This window comes from Microbacterium paraoxydans (assembly GCF_900105335.1).
Lineage (GTDB): Bacteria > Actinomycetota > Actinomycetes > Actinomycetales > Microbacteriaceae > Microbacterium > Microbacterium paraoxydans.
In genome coordinates this window covers 2,623,404-2,636,266 of the sequence record NZ_LT629770.1, presented here as the reverse complement: position 1 = coordinate 2,636,266, position 12,863 = coordinate 2,623,404, and the positions used below count along the sequence as shown (strand labels likewise).

Annotated in this window: 14 protein-coding genes and 1 tRNA gene; 2 read left to right on the top strand and 13 right to left on the bottom strand. The window is 71.2% G+C overall.

Features of this window, described 5'->3' with window-relative positions; all coding sequences use genetic code 11:
- Positions 1-190 precede the first annotated feature (190 nt).
- Entirely contained in the window at positions 191-1,684 is a 1,494-nt protein-coding gene (locus tag BLU02_RS12945) for an L-serine ammonia-lyase, iron-sulfur-dependent, subunit alpha (RefSeq protein WP_060921440.1), read from the bottom strand.
- 136 nt (positions 1,685-1,820) lie between these two features.
- Here BLU02_RS12945 and BLU02_RS12940 point away from each other — a divergent pair, with 136 nt between their 5' ends.
- Positions 1,821-2,093, top strand: a complete 273-nt coding sequence (locus BLU02_RS12940) for a hypothetical protein (protein ID WP_060921439.1) — start codon at positions 1,821-1,823, stop codon at positions 2,091-2,093.
- Positions 2,094-2,185: 92 nt separating this feature from the next.
- On the opposite strand, the gene BLU02_RS12935 is transcribed toward BLU02_RS12940, so the two are convergent.
- On the bottom strand, positions 2,186-3,916 hold the full coding sequence (locus BLU02_RS12935) for an L-aspartate oxidase (RefSeq protein ID WP_060921438.1): 1,731 nt from the start codon (positions 3,914-3,916) through the stop codon (positions 2,186-2,188).
- A gap of 71 nt (positions 3,917-3,987) precedes the next feature.
- Here BLU02_RS12935 and BLU02_RS12930 point away from each other — a divergent pair, with 71 nt between their 5' ends.
- Complete coding sequence (locus tag BLU02_RS12930) at positions 3,988-4,923, top strand: LysR family transcriptional regulator (protein ID WP_167627855.1); 936 nt, start codon at positions 3,988-3,990, stop codon at positions 4,921-4,923.
- A gap of 76 nt (positions 4,924-4,999) precedes the next feature.
- Here the strand turns inward: BLU02_RS12930 and BLU02_RS12925 are convergent.
- From BLU02_RS12925 to BLU02_RS12875, 11 genes are all read right to left on the bottom strand, one after another.
- Positions 5,000-5,072, bottom strand: a tRNA-Arg gene (locus tag BLU02_RS12925).
- Between the two features lie 77 nt (positions 5,073-5,149).
- Positions 5,150-5,734, bottom strand: coding sequence for an asparagine synthase (locus BLU02_RS12920; protein WP_082749961.1), 585 nt, complete (start codon positions 5,732-5,734; stop codon positions 5,150-5,152).
- 115 nt (positions 5,735-5,849) lie between these two features.
- Positions 5,850-6,701: a hypothetical protein gene (locus tag BLU02_RS12915; protein ID WP_231919575.1), complete on the bottom strand. Its 852-nt coding sequence runs from the start codon at positions 6,699-6,701 to the stop codon at positions 5,850-5,852.
- Positions 6,702-6,709: 8 nt separating this feature from the next.
- On the bottom strand, positions 6,710-6,955 hold the full coding sequence (locus tag BLU02_RS12910; RefSeq protein ID WP_025104550.1) for a hypothetical protein: 246 nt from the start codon (positions 6,953-6,955) through the stop codon (positions 6,710-6,712).
- Between the two features lie 100 nt (positions 6,956-7,055).
- A complete protein-coding gene (locus BLU02_RS12905) occupies positions 7,056-7,715 on the bottom strand; it encodes a GntR family transcriptional regulator (RefSeq protein ID WP_060921434.1) in 660 nt (219 codons plus the stop codon).
- A gap of 69 nt (positions 7,716-7,784) precedes the next feature.
- On the bottom strand, positions 7,785-8,426 hold the full coding sequence (locus tag BLU02_RS12900) for an NADPH-dependent F420 reductase (protein WP_060921433.1): 642 nt from the start codon (positions 8,424-8,426) through the stop codon (positions 7,785-7,787).
- 58 nt (positions 8,427-8,484) lie between these two features.
- Positions 8,485-8,919, bottom strand: coding sequence for a Fe-S cluster assembly sulfur transfer protein SufU (sufU, locus tag BLU02_RS12895; protein ID WP_060921432.1), 435 nt, complete (start codon positions 8,917-8,919; stop codon positions 8,485-8,487).
- Positions 8,916-10,223 (bottom strand): cysteine desulfurase, encoded by a 1,308-nt coding sequence (locus BLU02_RS12890; RefSeq protein WP_060921431.1) that lies wholly within the window; start codon positions 10,221-10,223, stop codon positions 8,916-8,918. The genes sufU and BLU02_RS12890 overlap by 4 nt, the downstream gene beginning before the upstream one ends.
- A gap of 142 nt (positions 10,224-10,365) precedes the next feature.
- Positions 10,366-11,169 carry a DUF1206 domain-containing protein gene (locus BLU02_RS12885; protein ID WP_060921430.1) on the bottom strand — a complete coding sequence of 268 codons (804 nt, stop codon included), beginning with the start codon at positions 11,167-11,169 and terminating at the stop codon, positions 10,366-10,368.
- A gap of 70 nt (positions 11,170-11,239) precedes the next feature.
- Entirely contained in the window at positions 11,240-11,875 is a 636-nt protein-coding gene (locus tag BLU02_RS12880; RefSeq protein ID WP_060921429.1) for a GyrI-like domain-containing protein, read from the bottom strand.
- A gap of 86 nt (positions 11,876-11,961) precedes the next feature.
- Positions 11,962-12,825 carry an AraC family transcriptional regulator gene (locus BLU02_RS12875; RefSeq protein ID WP_060921428.1) on the bottom strand — a complete coding sequence of 288 codons (864 nt, stop codon included), beginning with the start codon at positions 12,823-12,825 and terminating at the stop codon, positions 11,962-11,964.
- Between the last annotated feature and the right edge of the window lie 38 nt (positions 12,826-12,863).

Below are 12,863 nucleotides of genomic sequence, written 5' to 3'. Positions count from 1 at the left end.
AGATACCGCTGCGGCTGCCCGAGGAACGAGCGCCAGTGGTTCACGATCTCGAGGTCCTCCCAGGCGGCCGGGCGGAGCCCCCACTCCCCGACCTCCCCTCCACCGTCGAGCCACCCCTCTGTGTGCCTGCCACCCCCCTCCGTGCGCACGCAACGGGCCGGGGCGCGCGAAAGGGGGTGGGTCGGCGAGGTCAGCACTCGATGACGTTCACCGCCAGACCGCCCTCGCTGGTCTCCTTGTACTTCGTCGACATGTCGAGGCCCGTCTGCCGCATCGTCTCGACGACGGCATCCAGCGAGACGTAGTGGCTCCCGTCACCGCGGAGCGCCAGGCGGGCGGCGGTGACGGCCGTCGAGGCGGCAATGGCGTTGCGCTCGATGCACGGGATCTGCACGAGCCCGCCGATCGGGTCGCACGTGAGGCCGAGGTGGTGCTCCATCGCGATCTCCGCGGCGTTCTCGATCTGCCGGTTCGTGCCGCCCATCACCGCGGTGAGCCCGCCTGCGGCCATCGCGCAGGCGGAACCGACCTCAGCCTGACACCCGCCTTCGGCGCCGGAGATCGAGGCGTTGGCCTTGAACAGCGACCCGAGGGCAGTGGCCGTCAGCAGGAACCTGCGGATACCCCGGCGGCGGTTGGCCTCCGCGATCTCCGCGTCCTCGCCGTCGAGTGCGGGAGGCGACGGCGGCGCTCCGTCGAACCCGAGCAGCGCGCTGCCGACGAGCTCGCCGTACGGCGTCACCGCGTTCCCGGCACCGAGGCCCGAGTCGGCGAGGAAGCGCCACCAGTACATCGCCACCGCGGGGAGGATTCCGGCCGCGCCATTGGTGGGTGCCGTCACGACGCGGCCACCAGCCGCGTTCTCCTCGTTCACCGCGAGCGCGAAAGCCCCGAGCCACTCGCCGGGGAGCTCCCGGTGCCCGTCGGCTTCGACCGCCTCGAGCTGCGCGCGGATCGTGCCCGCACGGCGCTTCACCTGCAGCATGCCCGGAAGGACGCCCTCGGCGTGGAGGCCGGCGTCCACGCAGCCCGCCATCGCGTCCCAGATCGCATCGAGGCCGGCGGCGACCTCCTCCTCGCTCCGCAGCGCCGTCTCATTGCGGCGAGCGACCTCCGCGATGGACAGGCCGAGGTCATCGCACACCGCGAGCAGCGAGGCGGCATCGGCATAGGGATGCGGGAAGGCACCGGTCGAGAGGTGCGCCTCCTCCCCCTCGCGCCGGATAAAGCCTCCGCCGATCGAGTAGTACGTCTGCTCGAACAGTGTGGTCCCGTCGGTCTCACGGGCGATGAGCGTCATGGCGTTCGGATGCCCGGGGAGACGGGTCCGCGGCGCGAACACGATGTCGTCCTTCTGGAACGGCACCGCATGGGCGCCGTCGATCCGCAGCGGCTCCCCCTCCGGATACGCCGACCACGCCGCACGGACGGCCGCCGGATCGCACGTCTCGGGAGCGAGACCGCGGAGCCCCGCGACGACCGCATCCGGGGTGCCGTGGCCGATCCCGGTGGCGCCGAGCGAGCCGTACAGCGTGCACTCGACGCGACCGACACGGTCGAGCTCGCCGGAGGCGGAGAGCTGTCGCGCGAAGTCGAGCGCGGCGCGCATGGGTCCGACGGTGTGCGAGCTGGACGGGCCGACGCCGATGGAGAAGAGGTCGAAGGCCGAGACGTACGCAGTCACCCCTCCAGGCTACGCCGAGTTCGGGATTCCGGTTCACCGCGATTAGCCGCGCGGCCGGCGGGTCCGCGTCAAGGCCCTTCATCTCCCGGAGAGGCGGAGGCAGGCTGAGAGGACGACATCGCAGAAAGGGACGATCATGACCGACAGCACTCCCGAACCGACCGCGAACGACGACCTCTCGCCCGAGGCGCAGACCCCGACCCCGACCCCGGCCTCCGACACCACGGAGGGTGAGGCGACGACGCCGGAGCAGGCGGACTCCCCCGAAGACGCGGACCCGGCCGAGGTCCCGAGCACCGAGGAGCTGGAGGAGCCCAGCACCGAGAAATCCCCCGGCGAGGAGCCGAAGGCCCCGAAGCGCGACGACCCGGAGCCGGATCACGAGGCCGTCGGCCTCGGCGTCGACTGACCCCCTCCCCGAGACCCCGCACTACCGCCGAGACCCCGCCCTGCAGACATCTGCAGGGCGGGGTCTCCACGCGAAAGCGGGGTCTCGGAGGACTACTCGACGAGCTTGCCCGTCGTGTCGACGTCGCGCAGGAGCTCGGCGATCTCGTCGGGGACGGCGGGGATCTCCTCGCGGGTCACGCCGGCGGTCGGCGACCACACGAGGTTCACCTGCAGCGTGGGATCGGTGTCCGGGAAGTCGCTGCGGTTGTGGCATCCCCGCGTCTCCCGACGCTCCCGCGCCGCCTCCAGCGTGGCCCGGGCCGCGAGCGCGGAGGCCTTGAGATCGAAGGCGTGCGCGAGGTCCTGGAATCCGGCGATGTCCGGGTGGATGCCGATGTCCTCCATCCGCCCCTCGATCATGTCGAGGTCGGCGAGGCCCGCCTTCAACCCTTCCTCCGACCGCACGACGCCCGCATACTCCGTCATGAGGTTGCGGATGGCGCGCTGCAGCGCCCGCACGTTCTCGCGCCCCTCCGCGGCCAGGAGGTCGTCGATCTCGGCACGAGCGGCGGCGACCGCATCGGCCGACCGGCGCTGGGCGTCGAGCCCCGCGGCGTGGGCCATGGCGGCCTGACCGACGATCCGGCCGTAGACGAGCAGCTCGATGAGGGAGTTCCCGCCGAGACGGTTCGCGCCGTGGAGTCCGCTCGACGCCTCCCCGATCGCGTACAGCCCCTCGACGTCGGTCTGGTGGTCGTCCGGCCGCACCCACACACCGCCCATCGAGTAGTGCGCGGTCGGCGCGATCTCGATCGGGTCCGCCGTGATGTCGAGCATCTGCAGCTCCATCATCGTCTGATAGACGCGCGGAAGCCGGGTCATGATGGTCTCGCGGGGCAGGTGCGACACGTCGAGCCAGACGCCGCCGTTCGCGGTGCCGCGTCCTTCCTGGATCTCGGTGTAGGCGGCGAGCGCGACCCGGTCCCGCGTCGACAGCTCCATCCGCTCGGGGTCGTACTTCGCCATGAACCGCTCGCCGAGTGCGTTGCGGAGGATGCCGCCCTCCCCGCGCGCGGCCTCGGAGATGAGCGTGCCGGCGGCGTTCTCGGGCTCGATGATGCCGGACGGATGGAACTGCACCAGCTCGGGGTCGCGAAGTCGCGCCCCCGCCTCGACGGCGAGCCGGAAGGAGTCTCCGGTGTTCTCGTCGCGGCGCGACGACGTGCGGCGCCAGATGCGGTTGTGTCCGCCGGCGGCGAGGATCACGGCGTCCGCATGGATGAGGTAGCGCGTGCCGTCGGCCTGATCGAAGCCGTAGGCGCCGAAGACGACGTTGTCGCGCACGAGGAGGCGGGTGATGTAGACGTTGTCGAGGATGGGCACGTCGAGCTGCTCGGCGCGGGCGACCAGCGTCCGTTGGATCTCGAGGCCCGTGTAGTCGCCGGCGAAGGCGGTGCGGCGGTAGGTGTGCGCGCCGAAGAAGCGCTGCGAGATGCGGCCGTCGCCTTCACGGGCGAAGTCCATGCCCCAGCGCTCGAGGTCGCGGATGCCGCGCTCGGCGCCCTGGGTGACGATCTGGACCGTGTGGGGGTTGGCGAGGAGGTAGCTCTCCTTGATGGTGTCCGCGGCGTGCTGCTGCCAGCTGTCCTCGGCGTCCATCGTGCCGAGCGCCGCGTTGATGCCGCCGGCCGCGAGCGACGTGTGGGCGTCCTGCCGCGGGCGCTTGCCGACGGCGAGCACGTCGACGCCGTGCTCGGCGACCTCGATCGCGGCGCGGAGCCCGGAGCCTCCGGTGCCGATCACGAGGACCGTGGTGGAGATCTGTCGTTCGGGTGCATTCATGCTCTCGACGCTAGTTAGGCGATCCTAATAACTCCAATGCATAGTTCGTCTGGAAACCATGCGGGTACGCTATGGATATGAACCTCGAGCAGCTCCGCGGGTTCGTCGAAGTCGCCCGCCTCGGCCATTTCACCCGCGCGTCCGAGCACCTCCACCTCGCGCAGCCCTCGCTGAGCCGTCAGATCTCGACCCTCGAGCGGGAGCTGGGCGCCGAGCTGTTCCATCGCGCCCGCGGCCACATCGCCCTGACCGCCGCCGGTGAGACGGTCCTCCCCCGCGCGCAGCGCATGCTCGCCGAAGCCGACGCCATCCGCGACGAGGTGGCCGAGCTCGCCGGACTCCGTCGCGGCCGCGTGCGCCTCGGCGCCCCACCCACCCTCTGCATCAGCCTCGTCGCGGAAGCCCTCAGCTCGTTCCATGCCGCCCACCCCGGCATCGACCTGCACCTCACCGAAGGAGGCTCCCGGCTGCTCGTCGAGCAGCTCGCCGTCGGTGCCGTCGACATCGCCCTCGTCGCCCAGTCCGAGGGGCCCGTGCCCGCAGGAGTCAGTCTCACGCACATCCCGCTGCTCGCGGAGGAGCTCGTGGTGATCTCGTCGGCGGCCGCACCTCCGGTCACCCACGGCCCATCCGTGAGCCTCGCGCACCTCGCGACCCTCCCGCTCATCCAGTTCGATGAGAGCTACGAGCTGCGCGCCGCGATGGACGCCGCCTTCCGCGCCGCCGACCTCACCCCGACCCTCGCGCTGGAGGGTGCGGAGATGGACGCCGTGCTCCGCTTCGTGGAACGAGGCGTCGGGGTCGCGGTGGTCCCGGCGATGGTGCTGTACGAACGCCCCGCCCTGCGGTCGGCGCGCCTCGCCCACCCGGCGATGTCCCGGACGATCAGCCTCGCCCACCGCTCCGACGTCACCCCCGCGGTCGCGGTGGCCGCGATGCGCACCGCCATCATGGCCACGGCGGCCGACCTCGCCGAGCGCGACCCGGCGATCACCAGCCTGCTCTGACCGGAGCGCTCACCCCGGAACAGCGAAAACCCCCGCCGCTTCCGCGACGGGGGTTCCGTACTGTCTCAACACAGTGTGCGCCTCGAGGGACTCGAACCCCCAACCTTCTGATCCGTAGTCAGATGCTCTATCCATTGAGCTAGAGGCGCAGGACCCGCGGTGCTTTACCGCTCAGCGGGCCGACGACCAGCCTACAACAGACGAGACCGGAAAGCGAAACGAGGCCTCAGTCCGCCTTCGCGGCCGCCTTCTCCTGCTTCTTCCGCCGCTTCTCCTTGGCGCGCTGCTCCGAGGAGAGGGCCTGGAGATCGACCAGTCGCAGTGCCTGCATCCGCGCCTCGCGCATGCGCGCGTAGTCAGGATCCTGGTCCGGTCGCATGCCCTCGACGCGCAGCCGGCGGTCGAGGTTGTGCCGCACGTCGGCCCAGGCCGCCGCGCGCGCCTCCTCGACGATGCTCTCGAGTTGCGGCCGGTCGTCCATCATCTCGCGCAGACGCTGCGCGACGCCGAGCGACTGCTTCGCCCGCCGCCGGAGATTGCGCACATCGCGGTCGCGGTAGTCGTGCGTGCCGACCGGGTCGGAATGTCGACCGCGGGCGCGCTTGCGCAAGGCCGTGACCGTGGCGGCGGCCTCCTCCGACTCCTCGGCCATCGCCTCGAGAGCAGCCCTCGCATCCTCGACGTACTTGTCGAGGTCGAAGATGCCGTCCTCGGCGATGGTGCCGATGAGGATGTGATTCTTCACGGCGAGGCGCGCAGCGGCCGTCGCGATCGCGACGCCTTCGGCGATGGCATCCGCAGTCCGTCCCACCGGCACCTCCTTCTCTCGAGCGTACCGGTATGGATGCCGCGCAGTCTCGGCCGGAATCGCTCCGGATCAGCTTGCCGCAGACGTCCGACATCGGCAGGCGGCATCGGGCCGAGGCTCAGCCGACGACGCCGACCCAGATTCCGGAGGCCCAGGCCTGCTGCTCCCCGGAGCAACCCACCGCCCCGGGGAAGCCGCGGACGACAGCCATGCAGTTGGCGAGGAACTCCGGATCGCCGCCGAACATCGCCCCGTACGCGCCCGAGGAGGTGAGGGTGCCCCAGACCCGGAACTGGTAGATGTGAGCCAGCTCATGCGCCATCGCCCAGTTCAGGCGTCCGTCACTCCAGCCGGTGATGTCGGCGCGGTACTTGATGTACCCGTTGCTGTTGGCGCAGGCCGGGGCTGTGCCGCCCGCACAGGACGACGACTCGTACAAGCCGACGCCCCCGCCGCCGACCCTGTCGAGGGCGGCCCGCACCCGCGCGTAGCCGTCCGGCCCGCTCGACGTCCATGCGGGCCCGCCGGGACCGGCACTCTGCGACGCCTGCCACCCGGCGACCTCGGTGCCGACCTTCTGCGTGAGCGCCTCCACCGTCGCGGTCGCCGCGACCACGGTGTCCGGGTCATGGCGCTCGGCGCGCACGGTCTCCTGCGCGGACCGGGCGGACGCGAGATGCGCCGCCGTGTCGACCTTGCCGTCCGCGCCCTGGAGGACGGCGGCCAGCGTCGAGAGCTCCTCCAGGAATGCCGGCCGCACCGCCAGGACGGAGGCCCGATCCTCAGCGTCCTGCTCGGCCCGGGCCACGGCGCCGGACAGGTGGTCGGTGCGCTGTGCGGCGTCGTATGACCGGTCGGCCAGTACGGAGAGCTCGGCCACCGCCTCGGCGCGCTCCTGGTCCAGCGCGTCGGAGCGCGCGACGGCGGCCGCCGCGACGAGCACGGCCGCCGACACCGTCACCGCGAGCACCCGGCGCCTCACGGGAGGAAGCCCGTCGTGTCGTTCAGCTCGGCGTCCTGCTCCGCGATGCGCGACCTCAGGGCGGTGAGACGCTCCGCCAGTTCGAGGTTCTCGGCCTGCGACTCCGCGAGCACCTGCTCGATCCGCGCGATCTCCGCCTTCACGGCGGCGACACCGGCGGCGCGCTCCTGATCGGCCACCACCAGGAGTGCAGCACCTCCGAGCAGGAGGATCCCCCCGACGACGACAGCAAGACTTCGCATCTCGCTCCCCAGGACAGCGCGAACAGACCGGACCGACTCCGACCGGACAAGGATACAACCGCTCGCGGCGCGTCCGGGGGTCGTTCTCCCGACGGATGCCTCAGGTGGTCGCCGTCTGCGCCAGCCGCCGTTCGGCCGCGGAGTGCCCGCTCGCCAGGTGCGCGGGGACGATCCGCCGCAGCGCCTCGACATCGCGCGCACGGACGGCCTCGAGGATGACGCGGTGCTCCTCCGCCATCGCCTCCAGATCGTCGTGCTGTCCGAACAGCCAGCGCAAGCGCGTCAGGAACACGGCGATGAGCTCGCCGAGCATCTCGTTCCCCGCCAGGTCGACGGCGACCTCATGGAACGCCGCGGCCGCCGTCCGGGCGGTCTCCGCGTCGCCGGCCCGGGCCGCGGCGACTTCGCGCTCGTACACCTCGCTCAGCCGGGCGAGCCCTTGCGCATCGTGACGCTCGGCCGCGAACACGAAGATGAGGGTCTCGATCGCCTCGCGCACCTCCGCGAAGTTGCGGATGTCGTCATGGGTGAACTCGCGCACCACGGCCCAGGTCCGGGGCCGTGCGACGACCACGCCCTCCGCGACCAGCGTGCGGATGGCTTCCCGCACCGGGAGTCGGGACACATTCAGCTCGGCGGCGATATCCCGCTCCACCAGCCGGGAACCGGGCGCGCGCCGCCCCAGCACGATGTCGTCTCGGAGGATCCTCGTGACCCTGACCGACTCGAGTTCCCCGCCTACCCCCACAGCCCCCGCCATCCGGGCATTGTCGCACCCCGGCCCGGGATTGGCCAAGTTTGGTATCCCAGACCGGGGCGCGCGCCAGGGTCAGGGCAGACGGTTCGCCCGCGCGACGTTGGCCGTCAGCTCTTCCGCGTTCTGCCGGATGACGTATGCCGGGCGGTCGCGCTCGACCCGCCACGACTCGCTGAGCGGGCCGACGTTGACCGTGTCGAAACCGGCCTCGTCGTAGAAGCGGGTGACGAAGGCCACGGCCTCCGCGTCGTCCCCGGCCGTGGCCAGCGCGCGACGGTTCGGCGTACCGGCCGGGGTCCCGTCGGTGGTGATCTCCGCGGCGTAGATGTGGTTGAACGCCTTGGCGATCTTCGAGTCCGGGAGCTGCGCCTGCACGAGCTCGGACGTGGTGGTCTCGCCCTTGTCGAGGGCCTCGATGTGCCCGTCGCGCTCGAAGTAGTAGTTGTTCGTGTCGAGCACGATCTTCCCGGCGAGCTGCGCGGCGGGTAGCTGATCGATCGCGTGCAGCGGCACCGTCACCACGGCCACGTCCGCCGCGGCGGCCGCCTCCTCCGCCGTCGCCGCCTTCGCGCGCGGCCCGAGCTCTGCGACGAGATCGGCCAGGGTCTCCGGCCCTCTCGAGTTCGCGATCACGACGTCATAGCCGTTGGCCACCGCCACACGGGCGACCTGGCTGCCGATGTTGCCTGCTCCGATGATTCCGAGAGTTGTCATGCTCGGGCCAACGCCTGCCGCCGGATGCTATTCCCGGCGAGGAGGGAGGCGAACGCGGTCAGAGGCGCGTGAGCGCGTCCTCCGCCGCCACCCAGGCGAGCATGGCGCACTTCACGCGCGCCACGTACCGCGAGACTCCCCCGAGCGCCGCGGCATCGCCGAGCAGTTCCTCGTCCGGCTCGATCGTGCCGCGGGAGCGCATCGCCTCCCGGAAGGCAGCGATGCGCACCTCGAGCTCGTCCACGGTGAGGCCCTCGGCGAGCTCGGCGAGCAGGGACGCGGAGGCCTGGGAGATGGCGCACCCGTGTCCCTCCCACGCGATCGCCTCCACGCCGCCGTCGGCGCCTCGATGCACCTGCAGCGTGATCTCGTCGCCGCAGGTCGGGTTGAGCTGATGCGATTGCGCGGGGATCTCCTCGCGGAGGCCGAAGCCGTGCGGCGTGCGCGAGTGGTCGAGGATCAGCTCCTGGTACAGGCTCTGCAGGTCGCTCATGCGCCCCTCCCGAAGAACGCGATCGCCCCGGCGACCGCCTCGATGACAGCGTCCACCTCGGACGCGGTGGTGTACAGATAGGTGCTCGCCCTCGTCGATGAGGTCACGCCGAGCCGACGGTGCAACGGCTGGGCGCAGTGGTGACCGACGCGCACCGCGATGCCCTGGTCGTCGAGGAACTGCCCGACGTCGTGCGAATGGATGCCGGCCACGTCGAAGCTCGCGAGACCGACCCGCGGCAGCTCGATGCCCGCGCCCAGGACGCGCACGCCGTCGATCGCGCCGAGCCCTTCGACGAGACGCTGCCCGAACGCGGCCTCGTGCGCGGCGATGCGATCCATCCCGACCGCGGAGAGGTAGTCGACCGCGGCGGCGAGCGCGATCGCCTGGGACACCCGCTGCGTGCCCGCTTCGAAGCGCTGCGGCGGCGGCAGGTACTCGGCCGCGGTCGTGGTCACCGTCGTGATCATGGAGCCGCCCGTGAGGAACGGTGGCATCGCGGTGAGGACCTCGCGACGACCGTAGAGCGCGCCGATGCCGGTGGGGCCGAGCATCTTGTGGCCGGAGAGGACCGCGAAGTCGACGCCGAGCGCGTGCAGGTCCAGCGGGAGGTGCGGAGCCGACTGGCAGGCGTCGAGCAGGGTGAGGGCGCCGACCTCCCTGGCCAGCGCGACGAGGGTCTCGACCGGATTGATCACGCCCAGCACGTTCGACACGTGGGTGAAGGCCACGAGCTTCGTGCGCTCCGAGATGATCTCCGCGGCCGCATCCAGACGGAGGGCCCCGTCGTCGTCGAGCGGGATGACCCGGAGCGTTGCCCCGGTGCGCGCGGCGAGCTCCTGCCAGGGGATGAGGTTGGCGTGGTGCTCCATCTCGGTAGTGACGATCTCGTCCCCTTCGCGGAGCCGGAGAGGCTCGGCCGCAGCACCACCCCGACCGAGGGAGGCGTTGGAGAGGGAGTAGGCGACGAGGTTGACCGCTTCGGTGGCGTTCGAGGTCCAGACGATCTCGTCGTCATCGGCGCCGACGAACCGGGCGAGGGTGCTGCGGGCGTCTTCGAAGAGCTCGGTCGCCTCGGCGGCCAGCGTGTGGGCGCCGCGGTGGACGGCCGCGTTCATGGTGGTGGCGAAGCGGCGTTCGGCGTCGAGCACGGACTCCGGACGCTGCGACGTCGCCCCCGAATCGAGGTACGCCAGCGGGTGGCCGTGGACGCGGGTGTGCAGGATCGGGAAGTCCTCGCGGATCCGCTCCACCTCGGTCTCGGTCAGCGGGGCGATCACGTCGACTCCGGGAGAAGCGCTCATCGTTCCAGTCTCCCATCTTCCGGCTGACCGGGGCCCGGCTCCGGACGGGCACAGCTTCGGAGATGGGGCGAGACACGTCGGGCTGCCGGACCGTCGAGCGGCGTGTCGGCAACGATCTCCGAAGTCGTGCCCGGCGGAGGCGCTACGACATGCGGGCGAGGCGGGCGCGAGCGATGCAGAAGGCCCCGTACAGCGCGAAGCCGACGCCGACAGCACCGAGGATGAGCCGGCCGAACGGCAGACTGAGGAGGCTGTGCAGAGCGGCGTCGAGACCAGCGGCGCGTTCCGGGTCCTGCGTCACGGCCGCCACCACGAACAGCACCCCGGTGACCCCCACCGCGATGCCCTTGCCGATGTAGCCCACGATGCCGAGCGCCATCACGCCGGCGCGGGCGGCTCCGGTCGGCACGTCGATGAGCTTGCGGAAGGAGCGCATGATCCCGCCGATGATGAAGCCGATGCCGACGCCGATGACGCTGAGACCGATCACCACGAGCAGCGCCACGCCGCCGGGCGCGGACAGGACCACCTGGCTCAGGGTCTTCGAGGCGTCGGAGGACTCCGCGCGGCCCCCCACGGCGTAGATGAGCGCGAGGCCGGCGATCACGAGGTACGTCCCGGAGATGCCGAAGAGCTTGAGGCGCTTGCCCCACTTCTTCGTCTCCGCGGGGTCGGCGGCGAGGAACCCGCTCGCCACCTGCCACACGGCGAGCGCAAGAAGGCCGACTGCGATCGCGAGGAGCAGCAGTCCGCCGATCGGGTTGTTGCGCACCTGCTCCATCGCGCCGTCCTGGTCGGCGTCCCCCGACCCGCCGGCCGCGATCGTGATGGCGATCGCGCCGATGATGATGTGGATGATGCCGAGGACCACGAATCCTGCGCGGGCGGTCCGCCGGAACGCGGTGGAGTCCTTCGCCACGCGTGCCGCATGCTTGACGGTGCTCATCCTCGAAGAGTATCCGCCGCGGACCGCCGGAATCAGGGGGTTGCTTTCCGGACGCCCGGTGCGAAAGCGCTCAGGTGATCCGTTCCACCGGCTGCCGCAGGATGGTGCGCAGCTTCTCCGGGGCTGCGCGACGACGGTCGCTGAGGTAGATCTCGTGGTGCCGCCCGCGCAGCCGCAATCCGTTCTCCGGGACGAAGCGCTCGTGCAGCTCCTCGAGCACCGGGCCCTCGTCGTCGAACGGCCCGACGTGCAGCGTCTGCACGCACAGACCCTCGTCGAGCACCTCCGGCCGGACGGCGGCCAGCGCCGGGAGCTCTTCCCCCTTCTTCGCGCTCTTCGCCGCGACCGTCTCGACCGCGCGGTCGAACAGGGCGGGAGTGACGTGATCGCCCACCATGATCATGAGCGTCCAGAGCCAGGTCGACTTGTCGCGCCGGGTGGTGAACGACGCCATGTCGGGCGCATGCCACAGGCCTTCCAGGGGCATCACGACCTGATCGATGCCGAGCTCGGCGCGACTGGCGAACTTGAGGGTGTACGCCAGCGGGTAGAGCGCCGCGACCGCATCGAAGAAGGCCGGAGCGGTGTTCGGATCTCCGGCGCCGTCGATCATCAGATAGGTCAGCGGCGGCACCTCGAGGACACGGAAGGCGCCCCGCTTCGCCTGATACGCGTCGAGAGTCTTCTTGGGATCGATCGCCGCCATGGCCCGCCTCTCAGTACGTCGTGCGGTCAGTGTGCCACCGGGCACCGACATCGGGTCGAGCCGCTCGGGCCCGACCCGATGCACAGTCAGCTCTGCTCGACGGGGAGCCAGAGCTCGCAGGAGGCCGTTTCGCCGGTGAACTCGCGATAGCGGACGATCGAGGGCCCGGGTCGCAGCCGCCACGGGTTCGACGGGAACCACTCGGTCGCCGTCGCCGCCCACAGGTTCTGCAGGGTCTCCGGGAACGGGCCGCTCGCGCCGAACACGGCCCAGGCACCCTCCGCCACGCGCAGAGCGTCGAGGTCGTCGGGGACTGCGGTGTCTTCGCGCACGGCCACCCCGTGCAGGTAGGTCAACGGCGTCCCCTCCGGGGCGTCCGGGTCGATGTCGGCGGTCACGGCGAGGATGCCCGCGGGCTCCTCGTTCCCGAGCGCCTTGAGGCGGGCGTGCTCCTCGGGCGGTATCGCGGCGATGTGCGCCTGGATGTGCGGATTGACGCCGACGTGGATCAGCGGGACCTCCGCGGCATGCCCGGCGAGGACGAATGCGGGACGGTGGGTGATGGTGACATCCATCGGGGTGCTCCCTTCGACGCTCAGGCGGAACCGGAGCGTGGGTTGTGTGCGGAGAGGACCCCCGTGCCGACGCGCGTCCGCCGGCCCGATGCCGTGCACGGCGCGGAACGCCCGGGCGAACGCCTCGGTCGAGCCGTAGCCGTGCCGAACGGCGACATCGAGCAGACTCGGCGCGCCGGCCGCGAGCTCCGCGCCGGCGAGCGTCATCCGACGACGCCGCACGTACTCGGTCAACGGCATCCCGGCGAGCGCCGAGAACATCCGGCGCAGGTGGTACTCGGTGGTGCCATGCGCACGGGCGAACGCAGCGACGTCGATCTCCTGGCCGTGGTCCGCCTCGACGAGGTCGACCAGGGCGTTGAGCGTGCCGATCACGGGGGCCCTCCTTTCCCCCTCATCGTCTGGCCGCTGTC

Coding starts and splice junctions, on each gene's coding strand:
- BLU02_RS12940 (WP_060921439.1), top strand. CDS start 1,821: ATGACCGACAGCACTCCCGAACCGACCGCGAACGACGACCTCTCGCCC.
- BLU02_RS12935 (WP_060921438.1), bottom strand. CDS start 3,916: ATGAATGCACCCGAACGACAGATCTCCACCACGGTCCTCGTGATCGGC.
- BLU02_RS12930 (WP_167627855.1), top strand. CDS start 3,988: ATGGATATGAACCTCGAGCAGCTCCGCGGGTTCGTCGAAGTCGCCCGC.
- BLU02_RS12910 (WP_025104550.1), bottom strand. CDS start 6,955: ATGCGAAGTCTTGCTGTCGTCGTCGGGGGGATCCTCCTGCTCGGAGGT.
- BLU02_RS12905 (WP_060921434.1), bottom strand. CDS start 7,715: ATGGCGGGGGCTGTGGGGGTAGGCGGGGAACTCGAGTCGGTCAGGGTC.
- BLU02_RS12900 (WP_060921433.1), bottom strand. CDS start 8,426: ATGACAACTCTCGGAATCATCGGAGCAGGCAACATCGGCAGCCAGGTC.
- sufU (WP_060921432.1), bottom strand. CDS start 8,919: ATGAGCGACCTGCAGAGCCTGTACCAGGAGCTGATCCTCGACCACTCG.
- BLU02_RS12890 (WP_060921431.1), bottom strand. CDS start 10,223: ATGAGCGCTTCTCCCGGAGTCGACGTGATCGCCCCGCTGACCGAGACC.
- BLU02_RS12885 (WP_060921430.1), bottom strand. CDS start 11,169: ATGAGCACCGTCAAGCATGCGGCACGCGTGGCGAAGGACTCCACCGCG.
- BLU02_RS12880 (WP_060921429.1), bottom strand. CDS start 11,875: ATGGCGGCGATCGATCCCAAGAAGACTCTCGACGCGTATCAGGCGAAG.